The following is an 18432-nucleotide window of genomic DNA, read 5'->3' as shown; positions in this document are numbered from 1 at the left end:
TCAGATATTACTTATTTTACATTATTTTTTTAATGAAATTTTCCAAACAATTTAGATGCTTCATTATAAGCACTTTCAAAACTTAGAGAATTAAGTCCGGTTATTTTTTTATTAGCAGTAAAATACGAAATCAATTTTTCTGTCGGCATATTTCCTGTCAATTTATCGGTCGCCATCGGGCAGCCTCCAAATCCCTGAATTGCTCCGTCAAAACGTATGCATCCGGCTTTTGATGCCGCATCGATTTTTTCAAACCAGCTGTCTGGCGTAGTATGCAGATGTGCTCCAAATTCGATTTCAGGATATTTCGGAATTAAATTCGAAAACAAATATGTAATAACGTCTGGTGTAGAACTTCCTACTGTATCAGAAAGCGATAATATTTTAACGCCCATTCCGGCCAGTTTCTCGGTCCATTCGGCAACAATTTCAACATTCCACGGATCTCCGTACGGGTTTCCAAATCCCATTGAAAGATAAGTTACAACTTCTTTATTTTTTTTATCGGCGATTTCCAGAATTTCTTCAAGAGTAACTAAAGATTCGGCGATTGTTTTATGAGTATTACGCATCTGAAAATTTTCAGATATCGAAAAAGGAAATCCTAAATATTGAATGGCTTCATGTTCTGCAGCCTGAGCAGCGCCTTGTGTATTGGCAATTATCGAAAGTAATTTACTGGTTCTCTGCAACAAATCTAATTGTGCCAAAACCTCTGCAGTATCCTGCATTTGCGGAATTGCTTTTGGAGAAACAAAACTTCCAAAATCGATTGTATCAAACCCTACACGAAGCAAAGCTTGTATATAAGTTACCTTATTTTTTGTTGGAATAAAGGTTTTGATACCCTGCATGGCGTCTCGCGGACATTCGATAATCTTGATCTCTTTATTCAAAACTTATTCTTTTGTAAAAGCTAAGTTAGCTTCTTTTTTAAAGAAATAAAAATTAACTCTTTGCGAATTATTTATTTTAACCTTATTAGGCTGTTTTTTAAACCATATAAGTTATATAAGGTCATTTAAATTTTAATGCTGGATAGTTTATCGTAGTTAAATATAAGTGCATCTGTTTTTATTACGTTATATAGTAATAGACTTATTTATTACATAAAAGTGTAATATTTTAAAATATTACCAAAAAGTGTAATAATTAAAATTATTACTTATATTTGTAATATAATTTTTATTATTTTTTAATTATATTTGATTATGACTAGTGTAATTACAGGTGACATAATTGGTTCAAGACAACAGGAATCGCAGCATTGGGTCGAAGATTTAAAAAAAATCCTGGCTCCGCTTGGTAAAACGCCCAGTGAATGGGAAGTGTATCGTGGTGACGAATTTCAAATTGAAATTAAAAATCCGGAAGATGCTTTATTGACTGCCATTTTAATAAAAGCACATTTACGAACCATAAAATCAGATGCACGAATGAGCATTGGTTTTGGAGATAAGACGCATAATGCTGCCAAAATTTCTGAAAGTAACGGAACGGCCTTTATCAATTCGGGGGAACTTTTTGAGACTTTAAAAAAGCAAAAAGTGACTTTAGCATTGCGAACAGGCGATATTGCTTTTGATGAAAAGCTGAACTTAATGATTCAGCTTGCTTTGACTTTTATGGATAACTGGCTGGTACAATCGGCAGATTTTGTCGCAAAAGCAATAGAAAACCCAAGCCTTTCGCAGGAAGGATTGGGACAAAAATTAGGCATTAATCAAGCTGCGGTAAGCCGAAGACAAAAGCGCGCTCAGTTTGATTTGGTTATGAATTTAGATCGTTATTTTAGAACACAAATAAAACAACTTACAGCCCCATGATTTTATTTATAAAACTGTTTCTGGCACATTTATTAGGCGATTTTATCTGGCAGCCTAATTCCTGGGTTACCAATAAAGAGAGTAAAAAACACAAAAGTATTTACTTATATATTCATGTTTTATTACATGGTGTTTTGGCTGCAATTCTGGCCGGAGAAATTAGTTTTATTCCCTATGCTGTTTTAATTGCGGTTACACATGGCATCATCGATTTAATTAAACTTAATTTCCAGAAAAACACAACAAAACGCACTTGGTTTGTGGTGGACCAAATTGCACATATTTTGGTTTTAATAGGTGTGGTACTTCTTTATCAAAACAAAGGCATCATTTATTTTTGGCAGGATAATGCATTCTGGATTTTGATTACCGGATTTTTACTGCTGACTAAACCAACTTCTATTTTAATCAAAACCATTATTTCAATCTGGGCGCCCGAAAACGAAAACAGCCATCAGGATAACTCGCTGATAGCTGCCGGAAATTATATTGGTATTTTAGAACGCTTATTTGTGTTCGGATTCATCTTAACCGGACATTTTGAAGCAATTGGATTTTTACTGGCCGCTAAATCTATTTTTAGATTTGGAGATTTAAAAGAAGCCAAAGACAGAAAACTAACCGAATACGTTTTAATTGGTACATTAATCAGTTTCGGAATCGCAATTCTTGCCGGAATACTGGTTCAGGCACTTCTTTTACAACTGCCCTAAAACTTTTTTATTGATTGCTTTTATTAACGCTGGCCCTTCATAAATAAAACCAGTGTACAATTGCACTAAACTTGCTCCTGCATTTAATTTTTCGATGGCATCATCGGCAGAGTGAATTCCGCCTACTCCAATAATTGGGAATGCTTTATTGCTTTTTTCCGAAAGAAAACGAATTACTTCTGTAGAACGTTTTGTTAATGGTTTTCCAGATAAACCTCCCATTTCAGATTGATTTTGAGACTGAAGCCCGTCTCTTGAAATAGTCGTATTTGTTGCAATTACACCCGCAATCTGTGTAGTTTTTACAATATCAATAATGTCTAATAATTGCTCATCTGTAAGGTCTGGAGCAATTTTTAAAAGAATTGGTTTTACTTTTTGAGTGCTTGTTTTTTGCTTTTCGATATTTCTGTTTTGCAGCGTTTGCAATAAAGCCGTTAAAGGTTCTTTGTCCTGTAATGCTCTTAAATTTGGCGTATTTGGAGAACTTACGTTTACTACAAAATAATCTACGTGATCAAAAAGTGCATCAAAACAAATGATATAATCGTCTACCGCATTTTCATTTGGTGTCACTTTATTTTTTCCGATGTTCCCGCCAATTAAAACGCCTGAATTCTTTTTCAAACGTTCAACAGCTTCCAGAACTCCGCCGTTATTAAAACCCATTCGGTTAATAATCGCCTGATCTTCTTTTAAACGAAATAAACGCTTTTTAGGGTTTCCTTCCTGACCAATCGGAGTTACAGTTCCAATTTCGATAAAACCAAAACCAAAATCAGAAAGTTCTTTGTACAACTTCGCATCTTTATCAAATCCTGCCGCAAGTCCAACCGGATTTTTGAATTTAATTCCAAAAACTTCTCTTTCTAAACGAGCGTCTTTTACTTCATAAATTGATCTTATAATTGATGAAACTCCAGGGATTTTTGAAATGAATTTTACAAATGAAAAAGTAAAGTAATGCACTTCTTCCGGGTCAAACCAAAAAAGTATTGGGCGAATTATCAATTTATACATAAGAATTGTGTTGTTGTTATTTTGGCTGCAAATTTAGTTATTAAAGTTTAAAAAGGAATCATTTTACAAAAAACTGTTTTATGTGTTTTTTTGTACTTCAAAAAGCACCTCTTAAATAAAGATTTTTGTTTAAAACAATATTTTACTTACAAAATATTCACTTCAATTCTTTTCAGCAATTCATTTTTTTAATAACTTTATCTGACTTAAAATACTGAAAATGAAAAATATAAACAAAACAATAAGAAAAGCAGCAACAATATGTTTAGCCGGATCGTTTTTTTTGATTTCTATTGACAGCATAGCGCAGCGGCGTGTGGGCGGCGGTGGCGGCGGCGTTCACAGACCTAGTGGAGGAACTCAAACAAGACCATCGGTAAACAGGCCGGCCAATCAATCACGACCAGCAGTAAATAAACCCGCAGCAACAAGACCTGGATCTAACGGCTCTGGAACCAGAGTTACGAGACCAGCCAATGGTTCAACAACAAATATCAATAACAGAAGCAATATAAATAACCGAAATTCTAACAATAATGTAAGAAATTCTGGTAACAGAAACACTAATATAAGCGGCAATACAAGAAATGTAGACCGAAGCAGAGATATTACAATAAACAACAACACAAATACTGTAGTTAGAAGAAATACAGTTGTTTATGCCCGTCCTCCATATGTGTATGGCGGTTACAGATATCATGCCTACAATCCGTATTACTTTCATCCGTACAGACCCTTTTATTATGGCCCGGTTTGGCATCCGTGGGGATTTTTTGTGGCAACTTTAGCGGTGACAGCAATAGTTGTGAGTGTAGAAAGTACCCAGTATCATTATGATCAGGGAGTTTGGTATGCTCCTTCAAACGGAGGTTATACCGCTGTGCCTGCTCCAGTTGGAGGAACAGTAAACAATATTCCGAGTGGTGCGCAAACCGTTAATACTGGAACAGTAAACAATTACTATTACGGAGGAACTTATTATGAAAAAGATGGCAGCACTTACAAAGTAGTTCCTCCAACAGCAGGAACAATAGTAGATAATTTGCCAGAAGGCGGTAAAGAAGTAACAATTGGTGATGTAAAATATGTAAAATTTGGTGAAACCTATTATCAACCTGTAAAAGTTGACGGAAAAGACAAATATGAAGTAGTTTTGGTGGAAGAAGATAAATAACAAAATATAATTATTTTATTAATTCTATCAAACTAATATAACTTTAAAAGTTATTTTCATACTTTTGATTCAACTTATTGACAACCAATACAGCTCAAAAAACCATTACAATGAAAAATAAAACTTTTTGGATTTTCGCTATACTAACAATCTCCATAATTTCAATTACTTATGGTGTAACAAAATTAATTTCGCCAAAAGCAAAAGTAACAGAAGCTGCTTTAGATTGTCATGAAACTCCAAATACGTCAGAACCATCGGCATTTAAACCTACCATCGAAAATAAAAATAAACCCGCAGGAAAAGCTCCGGAAGGAATGGTTTGGATTCCGGGCGGTGAATTCTCAATGGGAAGCAATGTTGCAGATGAAAGTTTGTGCAGTTTATCTGGCGTAACAAAAGATGCTGCTCCTATTCATCGTGTTTATGTCGACGGTTATTATATGGATAAAACTGAAGTGACAAACGAAGAATATGAAAAATTTGTAAAAGCAACCGGATACATTACCGTTGCGGAACAAAAACCGACTAAAGAAGAATTTCCAACAGCTGCCGAAGAAGATTTAATTACAGGTTCTGTAATATTTACACCTACTCCATCAGCCGTAAATTTGAATAATTTTCTGCAATGGTGGTCTTACGTTGGCGGAACAGACTGGAAGCATCCGCTTGGCCCTCAAAGTTCTATAAAAGGGAAAGAAAAATACCCTGTTGTACATATTACTTATGAAGATGCCGCAGCTTATGCAAAATGGGCAGGAAAAAGACTTCCGACTGAAGCAGAATGGGAATTTGCAGCAAGAGGCGGAAAAACTGGGGAAATTTATGCCTGGGGAAATAAGTTGAAACCAAACGGAAAATTTCAGGCTAATATTTACCAAGGACATTTCCCGATTAAAGATGGCGATACGGGAGAAGATGGTTTTAAAGGCATTGCTCCTGTCGCACAATTTGCTCCAAATGCTTACGGATTGTATGATGTTGCAGGAAATGTATGGGAATGGACAAACGATTGGTACAGTGTTGATTATTATAAAACATTAAGCGAAAGCGGGAAAACAGCTAAAAACCCACAAGGGCCGGATGCTTATAATGATCCTAACGATCCAACGCAGATAAAAAGAGTACACCGAGGCGGATCCTTTTTATGTACAGATCAATATTGCACCAGATATATGGTGGGAACCAGAGGAAAAGGCGAAATTAGATCTGCTGCCAATCATCTTGGTTTTAGATGTGTGAAAAGTATTTAAAAGATAAAAGTTACCATAAAAAAGGATTCTCAAAAACAGAATCCTTTTTTTATTTTTGAAGGTAAACCGCAAATTTACCTGCTAAAAAAAATGTCTATATTTGCTAAAAATAAAAAGAAATGCAACATATCATTGATCGTTTTATCAGTTATGTAACAATTGATACTGAATCAGACCCGAATTCAAAAACAACCCCAAGTACAGAAAAACAGTGGAATCTTGCCAATAAATTAGTTGAAGAACTAAAAACAATTGGTTTAACAGATGTTACAATAGATGACAAAGCTTACATTATGGCAACACTGCCAAGTAATGTTGATTACGAAGTACCTACAATTGGGTTTGTTTCTCACTTCGACACTTCTCCGGATTTTAGCGGTGCAAATGTAAAACCACAGATTGTAGAGAATTACGACGGAAAAGATATTGTTTTAAACGCTGAGAAAAACATCGTTCTTTCTCCTAATTATTTTAAAGATTTATTACAATATAAAGGGCAGACAATCATTACAACTGATGGAACTACTTTGTTAGGTGCCGATGATAAAGCCGGAATTACGGAGATTGTTTCGGCAATGGAATACTTAATCCAGCATCCGGAAATTAAACACGGAAAAATCAGAATTGGTTTTACTCCCGATGAAGAAATTGGACGCGGCGCGCATCATTTTGATGTTGAAAAATTTGGTGCTCAATGGGCTTATACTATGGACGGAAGTCAGATTGGCGAATTAGAATATGAAAATTTTAATGCTGCCGGAGCTAAAATTACTTTTAAAGGAAAAAGTGTTCATCCTGGTTATGCAAAAGGAAAAATGATCAACTCAATGTTGATTGCAAATGAGTTTATTAATGAACTTCCAAAAGGTGAAACGCCACAGGAAACAAAAGGTTACGAAGGTTTTTTCCACGTTCATCATTTAACGGGAAGTATTGAAGAAACCGTTTTAGAATTAATTATCCGTGATCATAATAAAAGCAAGTTTGAAAAACGAAAAGATTTAATTGGAAAAATTGCCAAAAAAATCAATAAGAAATTTGCTAAACAATTCGGCGAAGATATTGTTACTACTGAAGTTAGAGATCAGTATTATAATATGAAGGAAAAAGTGCTTCCGGTAAAACATATTGTGGATATTGCCGAAAAAGCAATGCGAGAATTGAACATCAAACCAATTATAAAACCTATTCGCGGCGGTACAGACGGATCTCAATTATCATACATGGGATTACCTTGTCCGAATATATTTGCAGGTGGACACAACTTCCACGGAAAATACGAATATGTTCCGGCAGAAAGTATTCAAAAAGCAACTGATGTTATTGTAAAAATTGCTGAACTTACAGCAATTCAGGGTATTTTTGATGTAAACGAAAAATCTAAAGCGAAAAAATAATTGGAATCAGCTTCTGAAAATAAAGGCATGTGGAAATATAGCGGTAAATGGGAAGAAGAATTACTTCTTCTTAAAGCTATTATTGACAAAACCGAACTGACAGAAACCACAAAATGGGGCGGTCCGGTTTATGTTTACGAGAAAAAAAATGTCATTGGTTTAGGAGGTTTTAAAGATTATTTTGCGATTTGGTTCTTTAATGGTGTTTTCCTGAAAGATGATAAAAAGAAACTTATCAATGCTCAGGAAGAAGTTACAAAATCCTTGCGTCAATGGCGTTTTTCTTCAAAAGAGGAAATAAACGAAAAAGAAATTTTAGAATATATCTTAGAAGCTATTGAAAATGAAAAGCAGGGAAAAATCATTAAACCTTCAAAAAAAGAAGCTATAGTTTCTGAACTTCTTAATGCAGAAATGGTTAAAAATCCGGCTTTGACAGCAGCTTTTGAAAAGTTTAGCCCTTATAAACAATACGAGTTTTTAGAATATATTGAAACTGCTAAACAGGAAAAAACAAAACTTTCGAGAATTGAAAAAGTGATTCCAATGATTTTAGGGAATATTGGGTTGAATGATAAATACAGGTAATTAAATTTCAATTTTTTTAAATTCCAAATTCCAAACTATACGAGACCTTTGTCAAAGGTTTAAACTTTGACAAGGGTTTTTTCTTTACGCAAAGTATTGTCATTGCGAGGAACGAAGCAACCGCACTAACATGAACATTAGTGATAAGCATTTGTGATAAGCATCGTGAGATTGCTTCGTTCCTCGCAATGACCACACGCTTAGCATAAACAAAAAAAATCCCAAACTCCATATTTGGAATTTGGGATTTTAAAATATTGCAATTTTAAAAAAGCCTAAGCCTTTTTATTCAAAGCAGCGCTTAATTCTAAAGAAATAGCAGAACGCTCTAATTTTAATTTACCTGACATCGTTTCGATTACAACAGTAGTTTCTGCTAATTCAGCAATTTTACCGTGGAAACCACTTTTAGTAACTATTTTATCACCTACTTTTAGGCCGCTTTCAAATTCTTTTTCGTTTTTTGCTCTTTTTTGCTGTGGTCTGATCATGAAGAAATAGATTACCACAAACATTAATAGAAATGGCGCAAATTGAGTTAATTGTCCCATAATTTAAATTCTGTTTTTTGATTTATTATTAATATTTTTTTCTCTTCGATTTCGCTCAGAGTGACATTATTATTTTTTTTTAAATTCAACTTTACTAAATCCTATCCGTCTTTGAATGCTCTTCGACTTCGCTCAGAGTGACACAAAGTTAATTGGAATTTGGAATTTAAAAAAATTGATTATTTAAATTTACATTAACCCTCTACCAACTTTTACCATCTTTTTATTAGCGGTAAGTTCTTTTACAAGATTATCTAAAATTCCGTTGATAAAAATACTACTTTTTGGTGTAGAATACTCTTTTGCAATTTCTAAATATTCGTTAAGAGTTACTTTTACAGGAATTGAAGGGAATTTCAAGAATTCGCAAATTGCCATTTTCAAAATAATTGTATCGATTTCTGCAATCCTTTCGCTGTCCCAGTTTGGCGTTTTATCATCGTATTCTTTTGCTAAAACAGCTTCGTTTAAAACTGTTCTTCTAAATAAATCTTTAGCAAAATCTTTATCCTCAACATCTTTGTACAATTTAGGAACTCTAAAATCGTCTGGATCTTCGGTTTTAATTGCTTTTAATTGTTTAATGATATGTGTATTTACAACCGGAATATCATCAACCCAAGTCAATTTATCATCCTCTAAATACTCGTATAATTTATCATTTGGAACAATAACCTCAGCAAATAAATCAGCAATAAATTGTTTGTCTTCTTCAAAAGTATTGACATTATTGCTCATATATTTTTTGTACAAATCGCTTGCTTTAATATCATTTAAAAGCAAAATGATATAATCGTCGTTTAATGACCAGTTGTTGATTTTACGGTTTTCTAAAGCGATGCTAAGGGAATTACTTTCGGCAAGAAGCTGAAAGATTTTGTTTTTGATGAACTTCTCGTTCGGATTACGTTCTGCTGCAGTAGCAAGATGTTTTTTGCTTGACAAATGCAAGAATACTGATTCTTTTTTGCAAATTTCAATCAATGAAGAAAGCATTATAAGATATAAGTCCTGAATATTATCAATACTGTAAAAAAGAAACTTCTCTTCTTTTTCCATATTATCAGAACCGCTTTGGTGCATTGCATAAATGGATTGCATGACTTTAACGCGTATGTGTCTTCTATTTACCACCTTGTAAGAACATTTAAAAATTAGTCTGCAAAAGTATAACTTTTAAGGCATATTTTAAAATTTATTCGCAAAAAAGTCATGGTTTTAGTGGTCAGTTTTCAGAATTTAATGGCCTGTTTTAATTATCAGTGGTCAGTTATCAGTATTTAGTGTTCAGTCTTAGATACTGATAAAAAAAATCTCAGTTTACAGACCAAACTGTAAACTGAGACTGAATACTATAACTGAACACTAAAAAAAGTGAACACTGAACACTAATTACTTCTTAGCGTTTTCAATTTTTCTCGCATCGATACGATTTTGAGCAATTGTAAGTGCCGCTTTGTGAGTTGTCATGCCGTTTTTCACAGCATAATCGATAATTTCTAAAGTAGTGTTGTAGATATTTTCGGTTTTAGCCATGATTTCAGCTTTTCCATAATGCTCTAATTCAGCATAAACATTGATGATTCCACCAGCGTTGATCAAGAAATCAGGAGCATATAAAATTCCTCTTTCCTGTAATCTTGGCCCGTGAACATTTTCATCAGCTAATTGGTTATTTGCTGCTCCAGCAATAACTTTAGCTTTAATTTTGTTTACTGTATCGTCATTAATTGTTGCTCCCATTGCGCAAGGCGCATAGATATCAACATCTGCTGTATATAAATCTTCACCAGTATAAATTGCTGCATTGTATTTTGAAGCAACCTGATATAATTTTTCTTCGTTAATATCAGTAATCGTTACCTGAGCTCCTTCTTTAGTTAAATACTCAACCAAAGCTTCACCCACGTGTCCAATTCCCTGAACCAAAACTTTTTTACCGTCTAAAACATCAGTACCAAACTGACTTTTAGCAGCAGCTTTCATTCCTAAATAAACTCCGTAAGCTGTTACAGGAGAAGGATTTCCAGATCCGCCTCTTTCTTCAGAAATTCCAGTAACATAAGGCGTTACATCTCTTACAGTGTCCATGTCTTTAGTCTCCATTCCAACATCTTCAGCTGTAATATATCTTCCGCTTAAAGAGTGAACAAACTCACCAAACTTACGCATCAACTCAGGAGTTTTCTGCGTTTTAGCATCACCAATAATTACTGCTTTTCCGCCACCAATATTTAAACCGGTAATCGCAGATTTATAAGTCATACCTCTTGAAAGACGCAAAACATCGTTTAAAGCTTCCCATTCCGTATTGTAATTCCACATTCTAGTACCTCCTAAAGCTGGCCCCATAACTGAATTATGAATACCAATAATTGCTTTTAAACCTGTATCTTTGTCATTGCAAAATACAATTTGTTCGTGATCGTCAAAAGATAATTGACCAAAAACAGGATCCATTTTTTGAAGTTCCTTTCCAGTTGCGAAAGTTGCATCCATAGCGTTACTATTTAGTTGTTTAAAATTATGAATTTGTCAAAAAGACAACTCAAACATAAACAAAAAATATACATGTGCTAATTTTTTATCTTTAAAATAACAATTATACAAAATATTTATTTTGATTAGATTGCATTTTATTATACTTTTAATTAAGTATAATTCATAAAATTAAATCAAGTCAATATCGAATCTCTTAAAAAAATGAAAGAATTAAGCTATTTAAACAAATATTTCATTAAATATAAATTCAGTTTTTCTCTCGGAATTTTAATCACCATAATCGCACAAATATTCTTTTTATTTACTCCAAAGCTGGTTAGCCACTCTTTTGACATTATCGAAAAGTTTTTAAAACTATCTGATGCCGATAAAAAATCATCTATGCTTGTAGACTATTATCAGCAGGAATTAATTCATAACGTACTCTTAATCACGGGGAGTGCAATTGTTGGAGGATTCTTAACTTTTTTAATGCGCCAGACTTTAATCGTAATGTCGCGCCATATTGAGTTTGATTTAAAAAATGAGGTTTTTAGACAATACGAAAACCTTTCTCAAAATTTCTATAAACAAAACCGTACTGGAGATTTAATGAACAGAATCAGTGAAGACGTTTCTAAAGTTCGTATGTATGTAGGCCCGGCGGTAATGTATACTATAAATACGTTTATTCGTTTTGCGATCGTAATATTATATATGTATAATGTTTCGCCTTTATTAACTTTATATACGATTCTTCCGCTGCCAATTTTGTCTTATTGTATTTTCAAATTAAGTTCAGAAATCAATAAACGAAGCACTACTTTTCAGCAGTATTTATCTAAGGTTTCGAGTTTTACTCAGGAAATATTTTCAGGAATTAGAGTTATCAAAGCTTATTCTTTAGAGAATCAGCATCAAAATAATATGATAAATCTTTCCGAAGAAAGTAAACGCAAGAGTTTAGATCTAGCCAAAGTTCAGTCGCTGTTTGGGCCTTTGATGATTGCCCTAATCGGAATCAGTAATTTGGTTGTAATTTATTTTGGAGGTGTTATGTACATCAACGGAACGATCCCGAATATTGGTACAATTGCCGAATTTATTTTATACGTAAATATGTTAACCTGGCCTGTTGCTTCTCTTGGATGGGTTTCATCTATGGTTCAGGAAGCAGAGGCTTCTCAAAAACGTTTAAATGAATTTTTGAAAATTGAACCGGAGATTAAAAATAACAATCAAAATTCATCAGATATACAAGGTTCAATTGCTTTTGAAAACGTAAGTTATACGTATGAAGACACTAATATCGAAGCTTTAAAAAATGTAAGTTTCACGGTAAAAAAAGGAGAAACGCTGGCGATTTTAGGAAAAACAGGTTCCGGAAAATCTACCATTTTATCTCTGATTTCTCGTCTTTACGATGTTACTGATGGAAGGATTACAATTGATCAAAACGAAATCAGTTCTTTAAATTTAAATGATTTAAGAAACAGCATCGGAATTGTTCCGCAGGATGCTTTCTTGTTTTCGGATACAATTAAAAATAACATCAAATTCGGAAACCAAAATGCTACTGACGAAGAAGTTATTGAAGCTGCAAAAAATGCTGTCGTTCATGATAATATCATTGCATTTAACAAACAATATGACACTATTTTAGGAGAAAGAGGAATTACACTTTCCGGCGGACAAAAGCAGCGTGTATCGATCGCGAGAGCCATTATAAAAAATCCGGCGATTTTACTTTTTGATGATTGTTTGTCTGCAGTTGATACCGAAACTGAGGAAACTATCCTACATAATTTGTTTGAATTTTGTAAGAATAAAACCACTATAATTGTCAGTCACCGAGTGTCTTCTGCCAAAAATGCCGACAAAATCATCATTATTGAGGATGGCGAAATCATTCAACAAGGCTCTCATAATCAATTAATAAATCAGGAAGGTTACTATGCATCGTTATATTTAAAACAACTTTCGGAAAAAGAATTACTTTAATTGTTGCGTAATCGATAAATTTTTATGATTTTTGAGTACTATTAATTACCAAAAATGATAGAACGTATTATGAGAGAAAATGACATGTTAGAAAAAGAAGAGATTTTTTCTAAAGTATTACGAGCAGGAAGAAGAACTTATTTCTTTGATGTGAGAGCTACTAAGGCTGACGATTACTATATCACGATTACCGAAAGCAAAAAGTTTACAGAAGAAGATGGTTCTTTTCACTTTAAAAAACACAAAATTTATTTATACAAAGAAGATTTTAGTGCTTTTGCTGAAATACTAGAAGAGATGACTTCATACGTTTTGAACCACAAGGGTGAAGAAGTAATCTCTGAAAGACATCAAAAAGATTTTAAAAAAGAATACGGTTCTGATAAAGCAGAAACACCAAGATCTAGCTTTACTGATATTGATTTTGACGATATTTAATCTTATATAACTTTTCTAAAAGTTCAAGTCCAATATGTGCAGCATTTTTGGACTTTTTTTATATATTTAAATTCTATAATTTTAGTCGAGATGAATTATTTTAGATTTCAGACTTTAGATTTTAGATTTATTCAAACTCTTATAAAATGAAAAAATTAATTCTATTACTTAGTTTCATTTTGATTACTTTTTCAGCATCTGCTCAAAAAACAGAATATGAAACAAAATCAAATATTCAGTATTATTCATCAGAAATAAATAAATCCGACAGTTACATTAACGAAAGATGTGTTCTGGATATTTATTATCCAAAAAACACAAAAGGCTTTGCTACAATTGTTTGGTTTCATGGCGGAGGTTTAACTGGTGGAAATAAAGAAATTCCCGAAGCTTTAAAAAATAAAGGTTATGCCATTATTGGCGTAAATTATAGATTGTCTCCAAAAGCAAAAACTATTAAAGCAATTGAAGATGCTGCAGCGGCTGTTGCCTGGGCATTTAATAATATCAGCAATTATGGCGGTGATTCTTCTTTAATATTCGTTTCTGGTCATTCTGCTGGAGGATATTTAGGAATGATGATTGGTTTAGATAAAAAATGGCTGCAAAAAGAAGGAATTGATGCTAATAAAATTGCGGGACTTATTCCGTTTAGCGGACAATGTATTACGCATTTTGAAGTGAGAAGAGAAAACGGAATCCCGGAAAAACAACCTACAATTGATGCTTTTGCACCTTTATACCACGTTCGCGCCGATGCTCCGCCGCTTTTATTGATTACAGGGGATCGTGAACTGGAAATGTTAGGCCGATATGAAGAAAACGCATATATGGCTAGAATGATGAAACTAGTCGGTCATACACAGACTAAACTTTACGAATTAGACGGCTACGGCCACGGAATGACTGAACCTGGTTTTCCGTTATTGGTAAACGAGGTCAACCGAATTTTAAAAGAAAAACAAAATAAGAAATAAACATATAATTCCACGGCAATGGAAACACAACTTTTAATTTTACCGGGATTAGGAAATTCTGGAGAGAAACACTGGCAGACCTTTTGGCATGAAAAATTTAAAAATTCAATTCGTTTAGTTCAGGATAATTGGGACGAACCTGTTCGCGAAGATTGGATTGCTCGCTTAAACGAAGCTGTTTCTAAATTAGAAAGTCCAACGATTTTAGTAGCACACAGTCTTGCCGTTTCTTTAGTTTTACATTGGGCAGAAAACAATTCTAATAAAAATATTATTGGTGCTTTATTAGTCGCTCCTGCCGATGTTGATTCGCCGGAACATACGCCAGATATTATTAGAAATTTTTCTCCTATGCCGCTTTATAAATTGCCTTTTCCGTCGATAGTTGTGGCGAGCGAAAATGATCCGTATGCGTTATTCGAAAGAAAACAATATTTTGCCGAAAAATGGGGAAGTGATTTTGTAAATGTTGGTGAACAAGGACATATTAACTCAGACTCTGATTTAAGATATTGGGAAGAAGGGCAGTTGATTTTACAACAATTAATTACAAAAATAGATCCTAAAAACTAAAGCTTTGCAAGCGAATTTAACCGCAAAGCACACAAAGGTATTACGCAAAGTTCGCAAAGTTTTTATTTAAAGTTTGCTGAATCTTTGATTCAATAAAGATCACAAAGCTGGGTTAAAAAAATAATTCGTGGAAATTAGTGTAATTCGTGGCAAAATGAGCGCGACATCAAAAATCCTTTTAATCTGTAAAATCTGTGGCAAACTGAGACTGCGACTAAAAACTAACCGCAAAGGCTGCGAAGATGTTACGCAAAGTTCGCGAAGTCTTTTATTAAAAGTTTGATGAATCTTTGATTTATTAAAGATCACAAAGCTAGAGTTTAAAAAATAATTCGTGCAAATTAGTGTAATTCGTGGCAAAAATGAGCGCGACATCAAAAATCCTTTTAATCTGTAAAATCTGTGACAAACTGAGACTGCGACTAAAAACTAACCGCAAAGGCCGCAAAGATGTTACGCAAAGTTCGCGAAGTCTTTTATTAAAAGTTTGTGAAATCTTTGATTTATTAAAGGTCACAAAGCTAGAGTTTAAAAAATAATTCGTGCAAATTAGTGTAATTCTTGGCAAAAATGAGCGCGACATCAAAAATCCTTTTAATCTGTAAAATCTGTGGCAAACTGAGACTGCGACTAAAAACTAACCGCAAAGGCTGCGAAGATGTTACGCAAAGTTCGCGAAGTCTTTTATTAAAAGTTTGATGAATCTTTGATTTATTAAAGGTCACAAAGCTAGAGTTTAAAAAATAATTCGTGGCAAATTAGTGTAATTCGTGGCAAAAATGAGCGCGACATCAAAAATCCTTTTAATCTGTAAAATCTGTGGCAAACTGAGACTGCGACTAAAAACTAACCGCAAAGGCTGCGAAGATGTTACGCAAAGTTCGCGAAGTCTTTTATTAAAAGTTTGATGAATCTTTGATTTATTAAAGGTCACAAAGCTAGAGTTTAAAAAATAATTCGTGCAAATTAGTGTAATTCGTGGCAAAAATGAGCGCGACATCAAAAATCCTTTTAATCTGTGGAATCTGTGGCTAAACAAAAAACTGAGACTGAGACTGCGACTGTAAACTAAAACTATCCTATTCGAAGACCATTTGATATTTTAAAATCCGGAGCTAATAAAATAACATCTCCCTCCTCCTCGCCTACAGCGCCAAGAACCAGACATTCGCTCATAAATTTTCCGATTTGTTTTTTAGGGAAATTTACAACTGCTACTATTTGTCTGTTTAGTAAATCTTCTTTTTTGTATCGTTTAGTAATTTGTGCAGATGATTTTCTGATGCCAATTTCGACACCAAAATCTATAGTTAATTGAAAAGCAGGTTTTCTGGCTTCAGGAAAATCATTTACTTCGATGATTGTTCCTACGCGCATATCAGTTCTTTCGAATTCGTTCCAGGTTAAATCCATTTTGAAAATTGTTTATTTACAAACCTATAAATTTTGTAAGTAATACAACTAATTCTATAACCTATTTTTTTATACTCTATTTAATTTTACTAGACATGCATTAGTAACTAATTAGTAAAAAATATAAAAATGGAAAATAGTGTAATAAATGCCCCGACTTTAAGAGATTTAGATTTTGATATTCATCAATTAAATACAGATAAATTCATTGAAACTGCCAAGAACGTAAAGCTTTATGTTAAAGATTACGGAGAAGGAAAACCAGTTATTTTAATTCACGGATGGCCGCTTTCTAACGAAATGTGGGAATATCAGGTTGAATATTTGGTTAAAAATAATTACCGAGTAATTGCCTACGACCGCCGCGGTTTTGGTAAATCGTCGCAGCCGTGGGAAGGTTATGATTATGATACTTTAACGGATGATTTAAGCGAAATTATAAACCAGCTGGAATTAGAGAATGTAACTTTGGTTGGATTTTCTATGGGCGGCGGCGAAGTGGTTCGTTATTTTAGCAGATATCAGGGAAAAGGTGTTGCAAAAGCCGCTTTGATTTCGTCGATTATTCCTTTTTTATTAAAAACAGAAGATAATCCAGACGGGCACCCAAGAGAAAAAAGTGAAACTACTGCAGCAGCAATCAAAGAAGACAGAATTGGATTTGTTGATAATTTCGGAAAGACATTTTTTGGCGTAAATATTATCAATAAACCGTTAAGCACGGCTTTATTAGAATATTACAGAATGCTTTGTTCCTTTGCTTCTCCACACGCAACTTTAAAATGCGCCGAATCGTTTTCATTTACTGATTTTAGAGACGAACTAAGTACTATAACGGTTCCAACTTTAATCATTCACGGAAATGACGATAAAATTGTTCCTATCGACCTAACGTCTAAAAAAGCATCAGAAGCTATTGCAAATAATACATATATCGTTTACGAAGGCGCTCCGCATGGTTTATTTTATACCGACAGAGACAAATTAAACGAAGATTTACTTGAATTTTTAAATTCATAAAAATAATATGGGCCACAGATTTCACGGATTAAACAGATTTTCACAGATTAAGATTATTTTTAAAATTTAATAATCAGTTTAATCCGTAAAATCTGTGGGCTAAATAAATACTGTTAAGTATACACAACAATTCTTCTTGTGCTCTTTTTTATACAGAATTTAAAAGCTATTTTTGAGTATTAATATTCTGTAAAAAATGGCACGCACTCCTTCAAATATGATTCCGCTTGGAACAATTGCTCCAGAATTTTATCTAAAAGATACGAATTCGAATCACACTTATTCGTTTGAGGATTTAAAAGGATCAAAAGGTACACTTGTTATTTTTATGTGTAATCACTGTCCGTTTGTACTTCATGTTATTAATGAAATTGTGATGATCTCTAACGATTATCGCGTTCAGGGACTTGGTATTATCGCTATTTCAAGTAATGATATCGTGAAATATCCGCAGGATTCTCCAGAATTAATGACTGATTTTGCTTTACAGCATAAAATTGATTTTCCTTATTTATTTGATGAAACGCAGGAAACAGCAAAAGCATATGACGCAGCCTGTACTCCAGATTTTTATTTATTCGACAATCAGGATAAATTGTTTTACAGAGGACAACTTGATGATTCAAGACCCGGAAACGGAATTCCGTTAAGCGGAACTGATTTAAGAAATGCCATTGATGCCTTGATTTACAACCGAATTTTAAATGAAATTCAGAAACCAAGCATTGGGTGTAATATCAAATGGAAATAAATTTTGTAAGAATCAAAAAACTTTACTTATCTTTGCAGATCATAATTAAAATCACTCATTGTGAACACTATAACAATATTCACAGCTTTTAGATCTGCGTTTTCTTGTAAGAGAAAACCGCTTTCGGCTGTATTTATTTCACATAGTAAGGCCTTTATTAATTAGGCCTCCGTCTATTTCAATTCTTCTTTCAGGCGGAGGATTTACATCAATTTAAACATTTATTTATTTGGCAAAATTTAAGTTTTGGTCAGAT

At 33.5% G+C, this 18432-nt stretch carries 18 protein-coding genes; 12 read left to right on the top strand and 6 right to left on the bottom strand.

Translation table 11 applies throughout. The features are described 5' to 3' along the window. Positions 1–29: 29 nt before the first annotated feature. Positions 30–896, bottom strand: a complete 867-nt coding sequence (locus BUE10_RS18115; RefSeq protein WP_073487369.1) for a hydroxymethylglutaryl-CoA lyase — start codon at positions 894–896, stop codon at positions 30–32. Positions 897–1211: 315 nt separating this feature from the next. On the opposite strand from BUE10_RS18115, the gene BUE10_RS18110 reads away from it, so the two are divergent. Both BUE10_RS18110 and BUE10_RS18105 read left to right on the top strand, forming a co-directional pair. Beyond that, positions 1212–1826 carry a hypothetical protein gene (locus BUE10_RS18110; RefSeq protein ID WP_073487367.1) on the top strand — a complete coding sequence of 205 codons (615 nt, stop codon included), beginning with the start codon at positions 1212–1214 and terminating at the stop codon, positions 1824–1826. Then, on the top strand, positions 1823–2539 hold the full coding sequence (locus BUE10_RS18105; RefSeq protein WP_073487365.1) for a DUF3307 domain-containing protein: 717 nt from the start codon (positions 1823–1825) through the stop codon (positions 2537–2539). The genes BUE10_RS18110 and BUE10_RS18105 overlap by 4 nt, the downstream gene beginning before the upstream one ends. On the opposite strand, the gene BUE10_RS18100 is transcribed toward BUE10_RS18105, so the two are convergent. Continuing rightward, positions 2525–3559: a quinone-dependent dihydroorotate dehydrogenase gene (locus tag BUE10_RS18100; protein ID WP_073487362.1), complete on the bottom strand. Its 1035-nt coding sequence runs from the start codon at positions 3557–3559 to the stop codon at positions 2525–2527. The two genes, BUE10_RS18105 and BUE10_RS18100, sit on opposite strands and share 15 nt — an antisense overlap. A gap of 220 nt (positions 3560–3779) precedes the next feature. Here BUE10_RS18100 and BUE10_RS18095 point away from each other — a divergent pair, with 220 nt between their 5' ends. The 4 genes from BUE10_RS18095 to BUE10_RS18080 all read left to right on the top strand — a co-directional run bounded on the left by BUE10_RS18095 (position 3780) and on the right by BUE10_RS18080 (position 7971). Continuing rightward, on the top strand, positions 3780–4733 hold the full coding sequence (locus BUE10_RS18095) for a DUF6515 family protein (protein ID WP_073487360.1): 954 nt from the start codon (positions 3780–3782) through the stop codon (positions 4731–4733). Positions 4734–4843: 110 nt separating this feature from the next. Next, positions 4844–5986 carry a formylglycine-generating enzyme family protein gene (locus tag BUE10_RS18090; protein ID WP_073487405.1) on the top strand — a complete coding sequence of 381 codons (1143 nt, stop codon included), beginning with the start codon at positions 4844–4846 and terminating at the stop codon, positions 5984–5986. Between the two features lie 119 nt (positions 5987–6105). Further along, complete coding sequence (gene pepT / locus BUE10_RS18085) at positions 6106–7383, top strand: peptidase T (RefSeq protein WP_073487358.1); 1278 nt, start codon at positions 6106–6108, stop codon at positions 7381–7383. A gap of 27 nt (positions 7384–7410) precedes the next feature. Continuing rightward, positions 7411–7971 carry a YdeI/OmpD-associated family protein gene (locus tag BUE10_RS18080; protein ID WP_091290729.1) on the top strand — a complete coding sequence of 187 codons (561 nt, stop codon included), beginning with the start codon at positions 7411–7413 and terminating at the stop codon, positions 7969–7971. A gap of 275 nt (positions 7972–8246) precedes the next feature. Here BUE10_RS18080 and yajC read toward each other — a convergent pair whose 3' ends face one another. From yajC to BUE10_RS18065, 3 genes are all read right to left on the bottom strand, one after another. After that, positions 8247–8522 (bottom strand): preprotein translocase subunit YajC, encoded by a 276-nt coding sequence (yajC, locus tag BUE10_RS18075; RefSeq protein WP_073487355.1) that lies wholly within the window; start codon positions 8520–8522, stop codon positions 8247–8249. Between the two features lie 189 nt (positions 8523–8711). Further along, the gene (gene nusB / locus BUE10_RS18070; RefSeq protein ID WP_053471037.1) at positions 8712–9623 is read right to left on the bottom strand and encodes a transcription antitermination factor NusB; all 912 of its coding nucleotides are present in this window, start codon (positions 9621–9623) and stop codon (positions 8712–8714) included. A 291-nt stretch (positions 9624–9914) separates the two neighbouring features. Continuing rightward, positions 9915–11021, bottom strand: coding sequence for a Glu/Leu/Phe/Val family dehydrogenase (locus BUE10_RS18065; protein ID WP_073487353.1), 1107 nt, complete (start codon positions 11019–11021; stop codon positions 9915–9917). A 204-nt stretch (positions 11022–11225) separates the two neighbouring features. On the opposite strand from BUE10_RS18065, the gene BUE10_RS18060 reads away from it, so the two are divergent. The 4 genes from BUE10_RS18060 (at position 11226) to BUE10_RS18045 (ending at position 14992) form a co-directional block, all read left to right on the top strand. Further along, positions 11226–13004 (top strand): ABC transporter ATP-binding protein, encoded by a 1779-nt coding sequence (locus tag BUE10_RS18060; protein WP_073487351.1) that lies wholly within the window; start codon positions 11226–11228, stop codon positions 13002–13004. A 69-nt stretch (positions 13005–13073) separates the two neighbouring features. Next, a complete protein-coding gene (locus tag BUE10_RS18055; protein ID WP_053471040.1) occupies positions 13074–13442 on the top strand; it encodes a PUR family DNA/RNA-binding protein in 369 nt (122 codons plus the stop codon). A gap of 146 nt (positions 13443–13588) precedes the next feature. Beyond that, positions 13589–14419: an alpha/beta hydrolase gene (locus BUE10_RS18050; protein WP_073487349.1), complete on the top strand. Its 831-nt coding sequence runs from the start codon at positions 13589–13591 to the stop codon at positions 14417–14419. Positions 14420–14437: 18 nt separating this feature from the next. Then, the gene (locus BUE10_RS18045) at positions 14438–14992 is read left to right on the top strand and encodes an RBBP9/YdeN family alpha/beta hydrolase (protein WP_073487347.1); all 555 of its coding nucleotides are present in this window, start codon (positions 14438–14440) and stop codon (positions 14990–14992) included. A 1074-nt stretch (positions 14993–16066) separates the two neighbouring features. Here the strand turns inward: BUE10_RS18045 and BUE10_RS18040 are convergent. After that, positions 16067–16405: a tRNA-binding protein gene (locus BUE10_RS18040; protein WP_073487346.1), complete on the bottom strand. Its 339-nt coding sequence runs from the start codon at positions 16403–16405 to the stop codon at positions 16067–16069. Positions 16406–16534: 129 nt separating this feature from the next. Here BUE10_RS18040 and BUE10_RS18035 point away from each other — a divergent pair, with 129 nt between their 5' ends. Further along, a complete protein-coding gene (locus BUE10_RS18035) occupies positions 16535–17425 on the top strand; it encodes an alpha/beta fold hydrolase (protein WP_073487344.1) in 891 nt (296 codons plus the stop codon). A 196-nt stretch (positions 17426–17621) separates the two neighbouring features. Beyond that, the gene (locus BUE10_RS18030) at positions 17622–18176 is read left to right on the top strand and encodes a thioredoxin family protein (RefSeq protein WP_073487342.1); all 555 of its coding nucleotides are present in this window, start codon (positions 17622–17624) and stop codon (positions 18174–18176) included. Positions 18177–18432: the final 256 nt, after the last annotated feature.

It is taken from the genome of Flavobacterium sp. CF108 (genome assembly GCF_900129795.1).
Taxonomy (GTDB): Bacteria; Bacteroidota; Bacteroidia; order Flavobacteriales; family Flavobacteriaceae; genus Flavobacterium.
This window is presented reverse-complemented; position numbering and strand designations above follow the sequence as displayed.